Source organism: bacterium (assembly GCA_020444065.1).
Taxonomy (GTDB): domain Bacteria; phylum Sumerlaeota; class Sumerlaeia; order SLMS01; family JAHLLQ01; genus JAHLLQ01.
Genome location: JAHLLQ010000005.1, coordinates 1 through 18,338 on the forward strand (window position 1 = coordinate 1; position 18,338 = coordinate 18,338).

The 18,338-nt window shown below is 60.1% G+C and carries 10 protein-coding genes; 5 read left to right on the top strand and 5 right to left on the bottom strand.

Annotated elements, in window-relative coordinates; translation table 11 throughout:
- The 5 genes from KQI84_12955 to KQI84_12975 all read right to left on the bottom strand — a co-directional run.
- Positions 1-1,577: hypothetical protein (locus KQI84_12955; GenBank protein ID MCB2155785.1), on the bottom strand; the 1,577-nt coding region annotated here is incomplete at its 3' end.
- A 245-nt stretch (positions 1,578-1,822) separates the two neighbouring features.
- Positions 1,823-2,707 (bottom strand): succinate--CoA ligase subunit alpha, encoded by an 885-nt coding sequence (gene sucD, locus KQI84_12960; GenBank protein ID MCB2155786.1) that lies wholly within the window; start codon positions 2,705-2,707, stop codon positions 1,823-1,825.
- A gap of 148 nt (positions 2,708-2,855) precedes the next feature.
- Complete coding sequence (locus KQI84_12965; GenBank protein MCB2155787.1) at positions 2,856-7,904, bottom strand: VCBS repeat-containing protein; 5,049 nt, start codon at positions 7,902-7,904, stop codon at positions 2,856-2,858.
- A gap of 161 nt (positions 7,905-8,065) precedes the next feature.
- On the bottom strand, positions 8,066-9,592 hold the full coding sequence (locus KQI84_12970; protein MCB2155788.1) for a sigma-54 dependent transcriptional regulator: 1,527 nt from the start codon (positions 9,590-9,592) through the stop codon (positions 8,066-8,068).
- Positions 9,592-11,331 (bottom strand): GAF domain-containing protein, encoded by a 1,740-nt coding sequence (locus KQI84_12975; protein ID MCB2155789.1) that lies wholly within the window; start codon positions 11,329-11,331, stop codon positions 9,592-9,594. The genes KQI84_12970 and KQI84_12975 overlap by 1 nt, the downstream gene beginning before the upstream one ends.
- Positions 11,332-11,547: 216 nt before the next feature.
- Between KQI84_12975 and KQI84_12980 the strand changes: the two genes are divergently transcribed.
- The 5 genes from KQI84_12980 (at position 11,548) to KQI84_13000 (ending at position 18,325) form a co-directional block, all read left to right on the top strand.
- Positions 11,548-12,558, top strand: a complete 1,011-nt coding sequence (locus KQI84_12980) for a DUF1611 domain-containing protein (protein MCB2155790.1) — start codon at positions 11,548-11,550, stop codon at positions 12,556-12,558.
- 279 nt (positions 12,559-12,837) lie between these two features.
- On the top strand, positions 12,838-13,314 hold the full coding sequence (locus KQI84_12985; protein ID MCB2155791.1) for a hypothetical protein: 477 nt from the start codon (positions 12,838-12,840) through the stop codon (positions 13,312-13,314).
- A gap of 126 nt (positions 13,315-13,440) precedes the next feature.
- The gene (locus tag KQI84_12990) at positions 13,441-15,876 is read left to right on the top strand and encodes a fibronectin type III domain-containing protein (protein ID MCB2155792.1); all 2,436 of its coding nucleotides are present in this window, start codon (positions 13,441-13,443) and stop codon (positions 15,874-15,876) included.
- Positions 15,877-15,971: 95 nt separating this feature from the next.
- On the top strand, positions 15,972-17,012 hold the full coding sequence (locus tag KQI84_12995) for a bifunctional hydroxymethylpyrimidine kinase/phosphomethylpyrimidine kinase (GenBank protein ID MCB2155793.1): 1,041 nt from the start codon (positions 15,972-15,974) through the stop codon (positions 17,010-17,012).
- Positions 17,013-17,062: 50 nt separating this feature from the next.
- Positions 17,063-18,325 carry a homoserine dehydrogenase gene (locus KQI84_13000; GenBank protein MCB2155794.1) on the top strand — a complete coding sequence of 421 codons (1,263 nt, stop codon included), beginning with the start codon at positions 17,063-17,065 and terminating at the stop codon, positions 18,323-18,325.
- The last annotated feature ends 13 nt before the right edge of the window (positions 18,326-18,338 follow it).

The window sequence follows — 18,338 nt, forward strand, 5'->3', positions numbered from 1 at the left end:
GGTGTATCCGAGGGAGTGGGTGACGGTGTGTCGCTCGGAGTCGGACTTGGAGTATCAGACGGCGTAGCCGTCGGTGTGTCGCTTGGCGTCGGACTTGGAGTGTCTGACGGAGTCGCCGTCGGCGTATCCGAAGGCGTTGGTGATGGCGTATCAGACGGAGTGGGCGAAGGCGTATCACTCGGGGTCGCCGTGGGCGTGTCCGAAGGCGTGGGCGAGGGAGTGTCGCTTGGCGTCGGAGAAGGCGTATCAGACGGCGTAGCCGTCGGTGTGTCCGAAGGTGTCGGGCTTGGAGTATCCGACGGTGTCGGAGACGGAGTGTCACTCGGGGTCGCCGTGGGTGTATCCGAGGGAGTGGGTGACGGTGTGTCGCTCGGAGTCGGACTTGGAGTATCAGACGGAGTAGCCGTCGGTGTGTCTGAAGGCGTGGGGCTCGGAGTATCCGAGGGTGTCGGGGACGGCGTATCCGAAGGCGTTGGGCTGGGCGTGTCCGACGGAGTGGGCGAAGGCGTATCACTCGGAGTGGCCGTCGGGGTGTCCGAAGGTGTTGGACTCGGAGTATCGGACGGGGTAGCCGTCGGTGTGTCTGAAGGCGTGGGGCTCGGAGTATCGCTCGGCGTCGGAGACGGAGTATCACTCGGGGTCGCCGTCGGCGTATCCGAAGGCGTTGGTGATGGCGTATCAGACGGAGTGGGTGACGGCGTGTCCGAAGGTGTTGCTGTCGGTGTGTCCGAAGGTGTCGGGCTTGGGGTATCCGACGGTGTCGGACTTGGAGTGTCCGAAGGCGTGGGCGAGGGAGTATCGCTCGGCGTCGGAGACGGTGTGTCACTCGGCGTGGCCGTTGGGGTATCCGAGGGTGTTGGGCTCGGAGTATCGGACGGTGTCGGAGACGGCGTGTCACTCGGCGTGGCCGTTGGGGTATCCGATGGCGTGGGCGATGGCGTATCGCTTGGCGTCGGACTGGGTGTATCAGACGGCGTGGGAGACGGAGTATCCGAAGGGGTCGCCGTTGGCGTGTCACTCGGCGTGGGACTGGGCGTATTCGAGGGCGTCGGGGTCGGCGTCGCCGGGACAAGCGGATCCGTCGATGAGTTGTCGTAGCCGCCTGCGACGACGATCGGTGTGAAATCGGTGCCGATCAGCGAGATGTTCGGCGGATCTGCCGCCACACGCACGCTGTAACCCGGAAGGGGAGCGGGCTGATTTGTGAAGGTAAGCGTACACAGCGTCGGGTTCTGTTCCGTGGCGGCGATATTCCCAAGCGTCGCAAACGTCTTGTAAGTCCCCCCCGCATCTACCTGGGGGACACCGCTGTTTGTGAATGCCGGTGAGGCGCCGCCAACGTTTCCATCGGCGATGCTCGTGGGCGTTGTCGACAACGGATCGTAGTAGATCCGCAGCGCGTAGCTGGCAACAGGTGCGCCCGTGTTTCCAGTGACGGCAATATCGACGCTCCAGAGTCCCGATGGTGCGTAGGGATCGCCCTGGATGTTCGTCGTGGAGACGGTAACCTGGGCCATCGCAACCAGCGGGCAGGCCGCGAGCAGCAGCAGTAAGAACAGACTTCTGAATTGGCGCATTTCCTCGCCTTTCCGTGTACGGAGTTGACGAGACCATCTTCATGCACGCCCCGGCCGGCTTGACCCGGTCGTGAAAAATCGAGCACATGACTGGATAATCTCAGATGCCAGCGTGTTGAGGGGCCAAAGCGGGAGTCAACCGCTTTCCCGGAGCAGGGCAAAGGGTGTGTGTAATATGGAGCGGTCCGCCCGGCAGAAGAGCTGGGCGGACCGATTTTCCATGCAAACTCCGGGATGAGACAGACTCAGGTGGCCGTGTCCCCGATCAGCTCCTTGACCTTCTTCGGGATGTCGGAGGGCAGTTCGCAGCAGGGCACGCCACATTCGCGGAAAACCTGGAGTTTCTCCTGCGCGGTGCCTTCGCCGCCGCTGATGATGGCGCCGGCGTGTCCCATGCGCTTCCCTGGGGGGGCGGTCAGGCCGGCTACAAAGCCGACGACCGGCTTTGTCATGTTGGCCTTCACGTAGCGCGCGGCATCCTGCTCGTCATTACCGCCGATCTCGCCAATCACGACAACGGCCTCTGTCTCGGGGTCGTTCTCGAACAGCCCCAGGGCGTCGACGAAATTGGTGCCGATGATCGGATCGCCGCCGATGCCGATGCAGGTGGTCTCGCCCAGCCCGGACTCGGTCAAGGCCCAGACGACCTCGTAGGTCAGTGTGCCGGAGCGGGAAATCAGGCCGACGCGGCCTTTCTTGTGGATGTGGCCGGGCATGATGCCGACTTTGGCGCGGCCCGGGCTGATGACGCCGGGGCAGTTGGGACCGACCACGTGGGCGCCACGGCGCTTCGACTCGTGGTAAACGGGCATCATCTGCAGGGTCGGGATGCCCTCGGTGATGATGACGACAACCTTCAGGCCGGCTTCGAGGGCCTCGAGCGCGGCGTCGGCGGCGAATGCCGGCGGCACGTAGATAATGCTGGCGTTTGCGCCGGTGTCTTTGACAGCCGATTCCACCGTGTTGAAGACGGGAACGTTGCCGAGAGTCTTCTCGCCGCCCTTGCCGGGCGTGACGCCGGCAACGACTTTTGTGCCGTAGTCGATCATCTGCTGGCCGTGGAACTGGCCTTCGCGTCCAGTGATTCCCTGGATTAGGAGTCTGGTGTTGTCATCAACAAGGATTGCCATCGTGTCGCTGCCTTCCGCGCGGTGGTGTGCGGTGATTCGAATAACCGCATTATGTCATACCAACTACCGACCATGATAGCGCCGGGGGCGGTGGGTCAAGTCAAGGATTGGGAGACCCGCGCCATTCCCGTTTCGGGATAGACCGGCGTCATTCCACCATAAATCCTGTGGACAGCAGCGGCTGCCACAGGCGCTGCGTCCGTGGGGCTCGGGACGTGTCCTTCGGCGTTTCCGTCACGTCGTAGTAGGCAATGATCTCGATTCCCGCGCTTGCCATCGAACTGTCGATTGAGATGTCGAATGTCCCGTCCTCGTTCGATGCGTAGGTCAGTTCGTAGTCCGCGCCGTCTTCGTCGAGCCAGGACAGGATCGCCTCGCAGTACAGGGGACCACTGGCCGAGAGTGTGGAATCGTTCAACTGGAGCGACGAGATCGACATGATCGTGGGCACAGATAGGTGTACGTTGCGCGGATAAGGCCCCCACATCGTGCTGGCCTGGATGAGCATGCCGCCTCCGCCGCCGCCATCATACGTGAATCGCATCAGTTCCGTCAGCATCCCGCCATCGACGCTGGCACTGTCGATACTGAATGTTGGGAAATCAACATACGATGAGTACGCGCCGGAAAACTGACCGATCACATCCCACGATCCGAGATCGACGGTGCCCTCCTTGGCGATGCCCATTGCGATTCGGAAAGGCTTCTCCTCCGCGTCATCGCTGTCGTCGGCGCTCGTGATCAGCGGAAGATAGACTTCGCCTGCAGCAAGAGTCGTCGCGGCAGAGGAGACTTCGAAGTATACCGGGTCTTCTTGCACCACGCGCGTGTCGACCGTGACCGGCTTTGTGGTCGAGGTGTACTTCATTAGTGCGAAGTCGGTGGATTTCTCCGCTCGCAGGCTGATGACCAGTGCGTCCTGGGGATCGAACCCCGCGTAGCCTGTGACGGCGTAGGCGCGGTACATTGAGCACCCCAGTGGAGCGACTTTGGATTCGACAGCCCAGTAGTTCTTGTCCGGCGAATCGATGCGGTAGGCTTTCTTGCTCGGCGCCAATGCGGCAACCAGCGCGTCGGTTTCGAAATTGTACACGTCGCCGCGGATGATCGCCTGGTAGCATGCGTCCAACCAGATGAAGCTGGGCATTGTGCTGGCTCCACCGAGTGCATCGATCGGCTTCTTGCCGGCGTAGATTTTCTCGTACATCTTCCGCACGGTATCCATGCCGCCGTAGCTTGAGCTGTTCTGCAGATAGCGAATCACAGACGCCGTCCCATAGCCGTGCGCGGCGATTTCTTTCGAATCGAGCCCTTCCTTCGGCGGGAGGCTCGGGAAAGGGGCCTTCATGTCATTCGCGGTGACGTCGGGCACGTACACCCCGGGTGTCCCCGCGAAGAGTTCCTCGGACCACGGCGAGGCGGCTTCATCCAACCACAGGTGCGGCGGAGCATACCACGCGGCACTGAACCGATTCCGCGGATCGTAGAAGGATTGCACGAGATGGAAGAACTCGTGCCCGGCAGTCGCACGCGCGAGTTCATCGTTGCTCAGCACATTGACGTTGAACGACAACATGCCATAGTTCATCCCACGAATATCGTTTGTCTGATACCCATTCGTCGTGCCCATGCCGGTCTTCACGCAAACGCTGACCGGCCACTTCGATCGGCGCGAGTAGCTGAAGCCGAGGTCCGGTTGCTTGAATCGTTCGTACGCATTTTCCAGATAGCGGCCAAAGTTCTCGATGAGTTCGGGCTGCGTCGATGATGGGAAGGCGATGTTAAAGTGGTCCGTGATGTACGCATAGTAGCCGCCGAGAACGCCCGCGTTGAAATCGAACGTCCAGTCGTCCTCCGATCGCGGCAGACCGATCTTCGTGTCGTTTGGCGGTTCAATTGTCAGGTGAAACCAGGTGTCATCCTCGCCGTCGGGCGAGAGAATGCTGTAAGATGGCTCGACCGAATCCATTGTGCGCGAGTAGCCCTCGGTTCCGAACACGATCAGCGGTGGCGTGATGTAGTACGTGCGCGTATCTTCCAGCCAAAGATCGAGCGGCTGGCTGTAAGTCGCTGGAATGCCGGTCACACTGTAAACGACTGGCAGTTCGAGCGTGCCGAAATCCCACAGCGTTCCGGGTGTCACTCGAATTAAGGCCTCCTTGCTGAATGCACCGGCGGGGATCGCGAGTTCAAACCCATCGACGGAGATTGTTCCGCCCTCGGGGCCGATGATCTCTGCATTATCCGGCAGTGGCCCGCCGCCCTGGATGATTGTGCCTGCCAGGGCAAACATGTCGTCCTCGGTCACAGAACCATCCATATCGAGGTCGGCCGTGGCGGGTTCGGGGCCGATCGCGCCATTCTTCATGTCGGCGCATCGGCGGACATCCGCGATATCCATTTTGCCGTCGTAGTTTGTGTCGCCGAGGAGGCCCGTTGTGGAATTCTCAACAATGACGAGACGTTCAGGGCTCCAGGCGGAACAGGCGCCGCCGTCGTCGATGGCCTGGACGCTCCAGAAGTAGTAGCTCGATGGCTGACCGGTAATCGTATAGCCATGTCCGCCGCCCGGCAGAAGGCACGTGCCGAGATCGCGTTCATCGCCGGCGGAGACGACTTCATTACCGCCCTGCTGCATACCGACGCGCAGGCGATAGCGAAGACTGCCCGCCGGCGTTTCCGCGTCTGTGGCAGCATTCCAGCGCAATGTCATCGAGCCGATACCCGTCAAGTCGTCGAGAGTTTCCGGCGTCGTCGGTGGTGTATTCGTGACGTTGTATCCATTGGCGTCTGTGCAGAGGTTCGTCGCGGTCGCGCTCTCGTAGTTGAACTGCGGGTGATCCGAGTCGACAATCGTTGAGCCTCCATAGAAGACGTCCAGATCGCTGTCATTGTTCATGTCGAAGATGCAGAGCGGACCCTGGCCGAGGCCGACGAAGTCCTGGCCGCTGTCCTGGAATGTGCCGTCTGGGCGTTGCTCCAGGAATTGCACGCGCGGAATCCAATGCGTGTACACGCCGGAGGGCACGGTTTGAGTACCAACGGCGAACAAATCGAGACGGCCATCCGCGTTGAAATCTGCAAACTGCATTCGGGGCGCCTGTCTTCCACACGTGAAGCCTTTGTCCACCAGCGTGAACCGATCGCCGTCGTTGCGATACAAGCGCATATCGGGGAGTAGCTTCACTCCGCCGTACTCATCCTCGTAAACATAGTCGCCGATGATTGCGAGGTCCGGATATCCATCGCCAGTGAAGTCGCGCATCGTGTAGGAATCGACCGTCGCGATCGGGTCCGCACCTTCATCGAACGACCATTCTACAAACGAGTCATCCGCCTGGCGTTCAAACCACGCCCAGTCGAGGACTCCGTCCCCATTAATGTCCATCGGAGCGCACCCGTATTCCGGGCGCTCGGGCAGAGGGGTCTCCCACTGTTTCCAGTAGCCTCTTCCGTTGCCAAGGAACACAAACGTCGACGTAGCGAGATCCAGTTGTCCGTCGCCGTTCCAGTCGCACCAGTCGACTTGGCTGGTGCTCTCGTAGTTCGGGATGACGATGTGATCGAGGAGTTCGCGGAAATCACCGCCGCCTTCGTTCGCGAAGACGATGATCTCCATCCGATCCGCAGGCTCATTGTAGTAAGCGCCGGCCAGGTCGGGCCGACCATCTTTGTTGTAGTCGCCGAAGGCACACCCCTCGCCCCCATCGATCGCTGTCCAACGCGCCATGGGGCGCCCGTAGGGAGAGAAATCACCGGCGCCATCGTTCAGATACACCTGCCAGTTGATGACGAGATCTTCGTCTCCGTCTCCATCGATGTCTGCGGAGGCAGCCGCGGATCTGGCTGTCACGTTGAAGTTGCTGGATTCGCTCTTGAGAATCGACGCGCTGATGAAGTCCCCGTACAGGTTCTCCGTCATGTCGCGCGTGACGAGTGGAAGGCCTTCACTGAGTAGCTTGTGTCCAGCGGCGTCTTCTAGATAGAAGTCATTCACCTGCCCAACCAGGAGGCCATCGAAGTACGGAATGACGTAGTCCGTGATTCGAAGGCCAAGGGCGCACGGCAATGTTGGGAACTTATCGGTCAAGTCAATGGCCGCACGGCATTTGATTTCGCGGGATCCCCCCATCATGACGGCCTCGCGCGACCAGTCCGGATCTTCCCATTCGCCTTGGACGAGGACCATGCCGAGTTCGACTCGGCGGAGGTGTTCGAAGTCCAAGAGCGCAAATGTGGAGGGCTGATATCCCGTGCGATCGACCATGGTGTAGAACTCGAGGGGATTGTAGTCCAGGACTGGCGGACGAGTCGCCATCAGATCATAGCCCATCCAGAAGAAACCGGTCGACCCACGTTCGAGGCATTCCGCGCCCCACCACGTTCCCCACGAGTTCACAGCCAGGAAAGCACCGTGTTTTATCTCGGTGCCGTCGAAGTACTCACGATTATCGTCATATCCGATAAAGCAAACGGCATGGCCGGCCAGGAGGTCTCCGGTTTGCGCAAAGATGACGCTGTTATCGACGCCGGAACTCGAGATGGCCGCGCTACCGTAATAGTCCGCAATGTTCTCGGTCACATCCAGCACGCCAACGACCGGTTCACCAGAGGCGAGCATCGTCTTCAGCGTTGCGAATCCATCGTCGGGCGTTGTGGTGAACGTGCTCCAGGAATCGGCGCGGAAGTACGCCGCGCTGCGCCATGCACTTTCTTGAGGCGAACCTTCCCAGATATCGGACTCTGTGTATTCGTCGTACTTGCACGTGCCGTGATTAACCAGGAAATCGAGCGCGCGATAGAAATGAATGCCCGATCCCATATCGGCGGCGAGCATCTCGTAAGGCATGGCGGGGCTGGGGAGTTGGGACGCTTCGTTGGGATGCGTCCATCCGTGCTCGCGGGCCTCCTGCCACCCTTTCATGTAGTAGCAAGTCGCCCAGGATACGCACGAGCCATACTGCTGCTGGTTAACGACGGGAAGATACTCGTGATTGACCCAGCGCGACGGCAAATCACCCGACCGGCGAGCCATGACGGCTTCGCGGGGCATCGCGTGCGCCTTCGCCGCGGCGATCGCTTCCTTGTCAGCCGGGGGAAGCCCCATTGGGGTTGGACCCGGAGGATCTTGAGCCTTTGCGATGGAAAAACATAGACCTGCCAGAAATACCGCGACACCCAGACGAAACGCCGTCATGGCGCACCCTCCTCCTCATTGCATCTCCCACCCCAACCTTCACCACCCAGACTCAACAGGGTATTGGAACGATGGCGGGCGACAAACACAATCCGAATTGTCGGAAGAGAGCCAGGCTCAGCAGAGCCTGGGTATGCACGACTCTCTGCGCTGCGCAGGAATTATCGCACGCGCGTGTCGATCTTCAGCCCATAGCGCGCGATGCGCTTGCGCAGTGTGCTGCGTGTGATTCCGAGAAGCTTGGCCGCTTGGACCTGATTTCCTTTCACGCGATTCAACGCATGCACGATCAGGGCGCGCTCAATCACGTCGAAGGTGCTGAACTTGTGGCCACGATCGCGTGCTTCGACCAGCGACGAGAAAATCGGCGACACGGCACGTTCGACATCATCGAAAACTCCGGAATCGACGACGTAGTCTTCCTCTTCCGATTCTTCTTCCATCGGCGGGGGAGGAGCGGCGACAGGTTGGCTGATCGACATAGAAGGCGGCGGAGCAGTCGGCGCACTCGCCGTGCGATCGCCGTCTTCACGCAGACGCAGATCGCTCGGCAGAACTGTGTCGGCTTTGGCCGTCAGCACCACGTTGCGTATGACGTTTTCGAGCTCACGGACGTTGCCTGGCCAGCGATAGTTCAGGAGCCGATCCATTGCGGCGGCGGAGATCGCGGGGACTTCGCGTCCAACGTCCCGGCCAACGCGGCGCAGGAAGTACTCGATCAAAGATGGAATGTCTTCGCGCCGTTCGCGAAGCGGCGGCATCGCAACATGCACAACGTTCAAGCGGTAATACAGATCGGAGCGGAACGTCCCTTCTTCGATCATGACATCCAGGTCGCGGTTTGTGGCTGCGATGATTCGCACGTCCGCGTGCAACGTATCCGTGCCGCCGACGCGCTGAAACGTGCCATCCTGTAAGACACGGAGAATCTTCGTCTGCGTCGACAGCGACATGTCGCCGACTTCGTCCAGGAACAACGTGCCGTCGCGAGCGACTTCGAACTTGCCGGGCTTGCGGGCGACTGCGCCACTGAACGAGCCCTTTTCGTGGCCAAACAGTTCGCTCTCCAGCAGGTTCTCAGGAATTGCCGCGCAGTTGACGGCGATGAAGGGCTTCGAGGCCCGATCGCTGTGGTGATAGATTGCGCGTGCCACCAGCTCCTTGCCGGTGCCGCTTTCCCCCGTGATCAACACGGTCGCGTTACTCGCCGCCACTTGGCCGATGGACTTGTAGACCTGCTGCATGGCGTCGGAATTGCCGACGATCATTTCGTCTGCGGGCGCCTGGGCCTGATAGGCCTGGTAGCTGACCACCGAGCGCATGTCATTGGCGACCTTCAACGCTTCCTGCGTCAACATGCGCAGCTTCTCTGCGCTGAAAGGCTTGCCGATGAAATCGTATGCGCCGGACTTCATCGCTTCGATCACGGTCCCCGTTGTCGTGTGGGCCGTCATCAAAATGATGATTAAGCGAGGATCCATTTCGCGCATGCGCTTCAACGTCGCCAGTCCGTCCATGCCGGGCATGCGCAAGTCCATAAAGATCACGTCCGGTCGGCGTTCCTGCAGAACGCGCAGTGCTTCCTCGCCGCTGTGTGCGGCGAGAATTTCGGCGCTTTCGTGTGCCAGAACCCGGCGGAATCCAGTGATGAAGTCGGGCTCGTCGTCGACGACCAGGATTGTCTGAATCAAGGCTCCACGACCTCCTTCGGGGATTGTGGCAACAGGATGGTGAACGTGCTGCCGCGACCGACGCGGCTCTTCACGCGGATCTCACCCTTGTGGGCTTTCACCATCTTGTTCGAAATAAACAGACCCAGGCCGGTGCCTTCGGCGCGGGTTGTAAAGAACGGATCGAACAGAGCAGGAATTTCTTCGGCAGCAATTCCGCCGCCGGTATCGCGAATCGAAATCTGGACGCACGGCCCGACCTTGCGATCGTTGACCGTGGCATGCGTGCGAACCGTCAGCTTCCCTTTGCCGCCCATGGCCTGCATCGCGTTCATCAGCAGATTCAAAAGCACCTGCTGGATTTGGCCACGATCGATCGGCGTGGGCGGCAGGTCTTCCTCGAAGGACGTCTTCACATCGATGCCGGCCTTCGCGAACTTGTAGTCCAGGAACATCAGAACTTCATTCACGACATGGTTCGGGTCGAGCATCTCGAACTGCGGTTCGCGATCTTTCGACATGCTCAACGTCTGGTCGACGATACGATTGATGCGGTCGATCTTCTCACGGACGATGGAAAGATCGTTGGCGACTTCCTTGTTGTCCTCTGTCGCTTCGGCAATGCCATGCAGCAGGAGGTTAATAATCGTGACGGGGTTGCGGATCTCGTGCGCGATTTCTGCCGCCAACGTGCCCAGCAACGAGAGCCGTTCTGCCTGGTGCATGCGATCTTCCATCGCGGCGAGGCGTTCCTGGCGGCTGGCGTTTTCCATGGCGATCGCGCATTGCGTTGCCAGCAGATTCAGCAGCGTCACTTGGCTCTTGGGGAAGTTGCGCTTGTTCCGATCGGTTGCGAGCAAAACCGCGCGGACCTGGTCGCCGAATGTTACCGGCACGGCCATAAAGGAGCGAATCCGCCCCGCGCCAAGCAGGCCGCGCGTGCCGTCCTGGTTCAACTCATTGACGTCTTCGACGACGATCGAACGTCCGCGCTTGATGACCGGTGCCAGTGGACTGCTTCCCGCTTCAAGCACCCATTCGCGATCGTCTTCCAGTTCGATGCCGTCGTGCGAACCGGCGACCAGGTGATTGCCATCATCGCTCAGTGTGAACAGCAGGCAGGCGTCCGCTTCGAGCAGTTTGCGACCTTCGCGGACGACGCGACTGGTCATGGCATCGATCGGGGCGGGCGAGGAGAGGTGCTTGCCCAAGCCGAAGAGCGACTCCATCTGCTGCGTATGTCCTTGGAGTTCCTCGTACAGGCGCGCCGTCTCGATCACGCGGGCGGACTGGTTCGCCACGGAGACCAGCATGCGCTCGTCATCCTCGGTGAAGGCGGCCTTGCGCGTCGAGTCGACGTTGATCACCCCGATGAGATCGTCCTCGAGGATCAGCGGGACGGCCAACTCCGATCGGACGTCGGGACGGATAGCCACGTAGTGCGAATCCCGCCGGACGTCGTCGATCCGCAGTGGTTTGCCAGTGTATGCCACCCAGCCCGTGACACCGACCCCCAACTGCAGCTTGAGTCTCTTCCACGTTTGACGTGGAATGTTGATCGCCGTTTCGATGTTGAGGATGCCCTGGCGGACATCGAGCATCGCGATACTGCCGGAGGTGGCACCGGTGATACGGACTACTTCCTTGAGGACCGCCTTGAGCACCTTGCGCCGGTCCAGGGTCGTATTGATGATATTCGAGATCTTGTAGAGGACCTCGAGATGATCAGTATGTCGGCTGGTGGGATTGGCGGTCATTCGATCGGCTTTGGTGATTATGTGGCTCTTTTTATCCAACAGAGCCTGTCGGCTTGGCAATGCGATAACTGGGCCCAAGCACTTGAGAATCAGTCCTGAACCCCTGAATGTGAGGCATGTATGACGCAACCTGGCTCCGATTCGACAGAACGTCGCAGATTGCTGCACTTAGTGGAAGGCTCCCTTTCGCCTCGAAGCGCAAAGACGAGCCGCGGTGTGCTTCTTTATTCCGAACATCGCTCGATTGGCATGATCGATTCGGCCAATGTGGGCAAAAAGTGCCAGGACTTGCTCGGTGCCGGCGGCAGTCTGCCAATCCGATCCGAGGTGTCCGAATTCCTCGGCGGTCCGGGGGAGAGCAGGCCCGATACGCTGATTATCGGTGTTACGCCGGTGGGAGGGCAGTTGCCCCCGGAGATGCGGCGCCATGTTTTGGCCGCAATCGAGGCCGGGATGGATGTCTGGAGTGGCTTGCACCATTTCCTCGCCGACGACCCGGAGATTTCCGCCGCGGCGAAAAAGGCTGGGGTGCGGCTTTGGGATGTCCGCAAGCCGGCGCGCGACCTGCCGGTCGGGTCCGGGCTGTGTTGCAACACGCAGTCGTACACGCTGCTGGCCGTCGGAACTGACGCCGCCGTCGGGAAAATGACGGCGGTGCTGGAGATGCGGAAGGAGAGCCTTCTTCGCGGCAGCCGTGCAGAGTTTGTTGCCACTGGCCAGACCGGAATCATGATTGCGGGTTGGGGCCATCCCGTCGATGCGATCGCGGGCGACTTCATGGCGGGTTGCGTCGAAGCCGATATCCTTAAGGTGGATGGGAAGTGCGATATCGTATATGTCGAAGGCCAGGGCTCGTTGTTCCACCCGGGATTCTCGTCCGTAACGTTGGGGCTGATGCATGGCGCCTGTCCGGACAGCATGATTCTCTGCCACCAGGCGGGACGGACGCACATCTCGAAGCGCGAGCACATCCCGATTCCGCCGCTGGCCGATGCAGTCAGCTACTATGAGAACGTGCAGTTTCCGTTGAAGCCCTCGCGTGTGATTGGGGTCGCCGTGAATACATGGGGACTGGGCGATACGGATGCACACGCGGCCGTGCGGGCCGCGGCGGATGAAACACAATTGCCGGCGACGGATCCCTGTCGATTCGGTGCCGGGCCGCTGGTGGACGCGTTGGAGATTCACCGGCGCCTGATGGGGAAAGAACCCACGTTGCACGGGTGAGTCGAGACCTCGGCTCATCCGCGCCACGCGCGGCTCAAAAAGCGCCATCTTGCAAAAAGCGACCATTCTCGTGTTTGCATACTGCCATCTGTCGTCCATTTTCCGCTGATATTGGACTGACAGAGACGCTCTTTTCTTAATGTGTCCCTAACAAATCCAATTTTGGACCGGCGACCTGCGGTCCAACGAAACGATTGGCATCGGGCTTGTATATCCACTCGGCGCTGGGCGGAGAGGCAACGTCCTCTCCAGAGACCTCCACGAAAGGAGGATTTAGGAATGAATCACGAGTGGAACCTCAGCAATGAACGCGGGAATACCGAATCCGCAGAATACGAGACGCCCCGCTGGCTGTCGACTGCATATACGCTGCCGATCGCGTCTCAAGGCGCTTCGCCACTAATCGCTCTGTCCTATCTGATGGAGCTACTTCATAAATCGCGTCGCATGGCGCAACGGGAGCGCATGCCCCGACTCACTTTGGTGCAACGCATCCGCATGTTCCTGCAGCGGCACCGCCGGTATCGCATGATCCAGAAGCGCCTCGGCGTGCAGGACATGGTACCGTACAGCAAGGTCGACTGCCTGTTCGCAGAGGTGGAGCGGCATCGCTGGCTCGAGGCCGAGAAGGCCGGACGCGACATCTGGACAGAGCGTAATCCGGCCGATCCGGAAGGAACAGCTCTGCAGGACTGGTTCGGACGTTACTTCCGGGCCTGGTACTCAGCCAACGTCGAGCAAGTTGCGCTCGCATAACTGAACCCACCAAACGAAGCGCCTTGACCGCCCCGGTTAGCGCCGGGGCGGTTCGTTTTCTCCTTTACCGACGGTCGCGGGATTGTCAGTCTCCAACGATCGTTTGTTGAGGGAGTGCGCGAACACATGACAGTCCGAGTTGGAGTTGGTCTTCTCTTCACACTATGCCTTGCAGGCATCGTGGCGGCGGCTGATCCAATCGTCGATCGTCATAGTTGGCAGTTCGAGGGCGATACGTTCGCCGCTGAGTTCGAATCCGAGTCGACACTCGACGCCTGGACGGCGCGCGACGAGCCGTCGTTTCAGCCTGTTCGTCAGTACTTCGAGACCGACCGTGGTATTCATCTGGAGAACCGCGGGGGCGGTGTCTTCCAAGTCACCGGACTGTCGATCAATGGGCGAGGTCCCGCGTTCAGCCTTGAGGATGTCTACAAGCAGGCAGGCCTGACCGATGACATGTCGGAGCAGGAGAAGGTGGTTCGGCTCCATCGCTTCATGCTCAGCAGGCGGTTCCACGGTATGCCGCGCTCGAGTCTGACAGAGCACGTCCTTGGGTATCTGAACATCACGGGGGAGGGGCACTGCAACGAGGATGTGATGGCCTTTCAGGGCCTGGCGGGTTCGATGGGAGTACAGTCCATGTTCACTGATCTGAGCGGTCATGTGGTTGCCGAGTACCTGCTCGATGGCCGCCCGGTTGTGATCGACGGAGATCTGGAACTGATCTATCCCATTCGAGGCGGCGGAGCATTAGCCGGACTGAATAATATCTACGACGATCGCGACATTGCATTTCGAGTCCACCCATACGGCCCCTGGACGTTCGATCAGCGGCGGGATATCCCTGCTTTTCGCCGGATCGTCTCTGCCGGTCTTTATGGCAATGAGAAACCACCCGGATACGAGGTCACCAAGGGTACCCTGAATGAATTCCGTCTCGTTCTGGGACCCGGCCAGAGTCTTCACTGGGGATTTCAGGAGAGCCGTATCGGATTCATGACATCGCGGGAGAACCAACTGAAGTTCATGGGGCACGCCCGTCCGGGGATCGACCTGGAGAAGGCACAGTACTTTACCGTCGGCGAGTTCGAGTGGAATGCGGACTTTGCAACGATTGCGTTGGCAGATCTGCAACTGACGAGCGGCCTTTTGGCACTTGAGCAGGAACTGAGAAAGGGCCTTGTTGTCCAGGATGGCGAACTGTCCGGCAGGCTCCTCGCTCAATATCTCGCGCGTTATCCTGCGTTTGCCGGTCGAATAGACGCCGATGTCTCGTTGCCCGAAAGCAGCCGTCTCGTTGTTGAGGTTCATTTGGGCAAGGACAACAGTGTGGAGTTTCTGCGCGAGGGGCCGTTTGACGGGGTCGTCTCCTTCGACCTGGCCCCGGAACTGAAGATCTTCAAGCGTCCCTGGCAGAATCCTGTCGTCGAAATTCGGCTTGAGCGCAGTTCCCCCGATATCCAACCGATCTTGCGAGCTGCCAACGCTACCTTTGACGTGCAGTTTAATCCGCTGATGCTTCCTGTGGTCGAGCGTGGCGCGAATCGTCTGGAGGTTCGCGGCAAGACGAGGGGGACCCCGGATATGCGGGTGGAGGTTGAGTGGCTGACGTACACCGAACCGCTCGCGCCGGAGCCGCCCGTTCTCGTATTTCCGCCCGATGGGGCGCAGTTGCCGGATCCGGCTTTCGCATTTCGATGGGAACCCTCAGCCGGCCGCGATGATCGCAAGGTCCAGAACTACTTCATCGAGATCAACGATCGGCCGGACTTCACGGGCTGGCCGATTGGCGAGTTCCGACGCTACACGCCGACCGAAGCCGATGGGGACCCAACGCAGTTTCAACCGTTTGCACCGGAGCTCTTCCGCCCGGGGCAGACGTACTACTGGCGTGTGCGTGCGGCGGATTCGAAGGCGCTGCACAGTGACTGGAGCGAGGTGCGTTCCTTCACGACATTTGCGCCGCCGATGGTGCGCGATATTCGCATCGATGCCGGACGCGGTGAATTGACCCTCGCATGGGAACCGGTGGAGGGTGCAGTGAGTTACGAGGTTCATGGCAGCAATGTGCATGGTTTCCACGCCAGTGCCGAGTCACTGCGGCTGCCGGAACACGGCGTGTTGGACCCAACGCTGCTGGCAACAACGCAGGAGACGGAGTTTCTACTGGTCGAGGACTACGTTGCGGACCAGCCGGTCTTTGCCCACTACCGAATCGTTCCCGTGAACGCCGAAGGTGGTCGGGGAGAGCCGTCTGCTCAGGTTCACATGACGATTGGTGCCCCTTTCCTGCTGCGCGAATCGAGCGATCGCGTCCGTGTGGCTGCCGTCTCGTCCCGCGGCCCGTTCGAGTATCGGCCCACTCCCAATAGAGCTTATACCCCCGGGTTCTTTGAGGCTGAGGAATCCACCATCAAGGTCCTGCAATCTCCGGATGGCGCGAGTCCGATCGACGGTGAGAAGTACACCTACCGGCTGACCGATTCGGCGTCCGGCAAGTTCATCGTTCGGATTGGGACAGACGATGGGACGCAGGATTACGAACTGCCTCTTCCGCGGTGATCAGTAAATCAAACGATCGCCCCCCAATCATGGCGATTCGTTCATCATATTGAAATCTCTTGGCTTATGGCACGAACTGCTGGGCATGTCCGGCGATGATCGTGCCCTCTCGTCTTGACAGCGCAACGCCCTCCCGGGCTTCTTGGCAATCCCTCTGGAACGAGGAAAACTCCCAACTTCTCAAGGAGATTGCCGTGTCGAATGCACTCGTCGTCGGATCCGTCGCCCTGGACACCGTCGATACTCCATACGGTAGTGAAACGGATATTCTTGGCGGATCGGCGGCTTACGGTTCCGTGGCGGCGTCGTACTTCGCGCCGGCCGAACTGGTCGCAGTGGTTGGACAGGACTTCCCCCGTAAGTACGTGACGCAGTTGAAGAAGCGCGGCGTCTCCCTCGATGGGTTGGTCTACGAAGAAGGCGAAACCTTCCGCTGGTCCGGCTTCTACGAACGCACCATGGAGAATGCCCACACCAACACGACTTGCCTGAATGTGTTCGAGCACTTCCGGCCGGATCTGAACGAGCGCCAGGCGCGGACTCCATTCGTGTTCCTCGCAAACATTCACCCTGAACTGCAGTTGTATGTTGTGAACCAGTTGCAGGATCCGAAGTTCGTGGCGCTCGACACGATGAATTTCTGGATCGAGGGAACGAAGTCGGAGCTGACCAAGGTCATCAAGAAGTGCACGCTGCTGCTGATGAATGAAGAGGAAGCGCGGCAGTACTGCGAAACGGCGAATCTGATCAAGGCCGGAAAGCGTCTGCTCGCTCTCGGGCCGAACACGGTTGTGATCAAGAAGGGTGAACACGGCAGCCTGCTCTTCCAGAAGGATCGGATCCTGAGCGTTCCGGCATTTCCGCTGGAAACGTTAAAGGACCCGACCGGTGCCGGCGACACGTTCGCGGGGACGCTGACCGGATACCTGGCCCGCCTGGGGCGCGTGACGGAAGATAACATCCATCGCGCGGTCGCCGTCGGCAGCACCATGGCCAGCTTCGTCGTCGAGGACTTCAGCCTGAAGCGCATGACGCGCATCAAGCCGGGCGAAATCCAGTCGCGCGTCGATCTTCTCCTGAGCATGACACGGATTCCGAATCTGAACTCGAAAACACTGACCGGCCTGGGACTCTGAACCAAGCCGGGTGAAGCCCGAAACTCTCACGCCTCGAACAGGATACAACCATGAGCAAGCCACTGAAAATCGCGCTCGTAGGATTTGGTAATATCGGCACCGGCCTGGTGCGTCACCTCGCTGAATACGGCGATTTGATGAACAGCCGCCTTCCGCGGCCGATGCAGTTGACCACCATCTGCGATACGGATCTGGAGACAGACCGCGGCGTTCCGACGGACGGGATCAAGATGACCTCCGATTACAAGGAGATCGTTGCCGATCCAGAGATCGAAGTTGTCGTCGAACTGGTAGGCGGTACAGGCGTGGCGCGCGATATCGTTGAAGAATCCCTGCGGGCCGGCAAGCATGTGGTGACGGCCAACAAGGCGCTGATCGCGACGTACGGAGGCGAGCTCTTCCACGCTGCAGACGACGGCGGCGTGCACCTGCTCTTCGAAGCCAGTGTCGGTGCGGGCATTCCGGTTATCCGCACGATGCACACGGGATTGCTGCCCGATCGCATCAACCACGTGTACGGCATCCTGAACGGAACGTGTAACTACATCCTGTCCTCGATGGAAGACGTGATTGGCGTCGATTTCCAGACGGCGTTGAAAGAGGCCATGCAACTTGGCTACGCGGAGCCGGATCCAACGCTCGACATCGAGGGCGACGATACGGCGCACAAGATCGCGATCCTGGCATCGCTGGCATTCGGCCAGGACTTGCGCAAGGAGCACGTCGAGAAGGTCGGCATCACGCGGATTGCGCCGGAGGATATCGAGTTTGCCTCGATGAGCGGCCAGACGATCAAGCTGCTGGCGAGCGCCGAGCAACTCAAGGATGGGACCGTGGAACTCTCGGTTCGTCCGACGTTCATCCCGCTCGATCATATCCTGGGTCGCGTTCGCGACGTGTTGAACGCGTGTTGGGTCGAGGCGGAACCGATCGGGCCAACGATGTATTACGGCCAGGGGGCGGGCCAGGGATCGACCGGTAGCGGCGTCTTGGCGGACATCATGCTGATCGCGAAGGCCACCGACTCGGCGGCGATCAAGCGGCTCATGCCGCTGCGGATTCCACACGGGAACAGCCACCCGGCGATGGAGCGTGAGTCCTTGCCTAAGCGGTACTTGCGAGTTCGGACGGCAGATCTGGATGGGTTGGTTGAGGCCCTCGGATCGGAGCCGACGGAGCGCGGGAAAGGGTACGCAATCTACGTGCTGCCCGAGGAGAACCGGGCCGACCACGAGGAAAGGCTTGGCAAGATCAAGGCTTTGGGGGTATCTGAAGATCAGGTTTGCGAAATCTACTATGCGTTGCAGCCCTGAGTTCTGCAGCGCT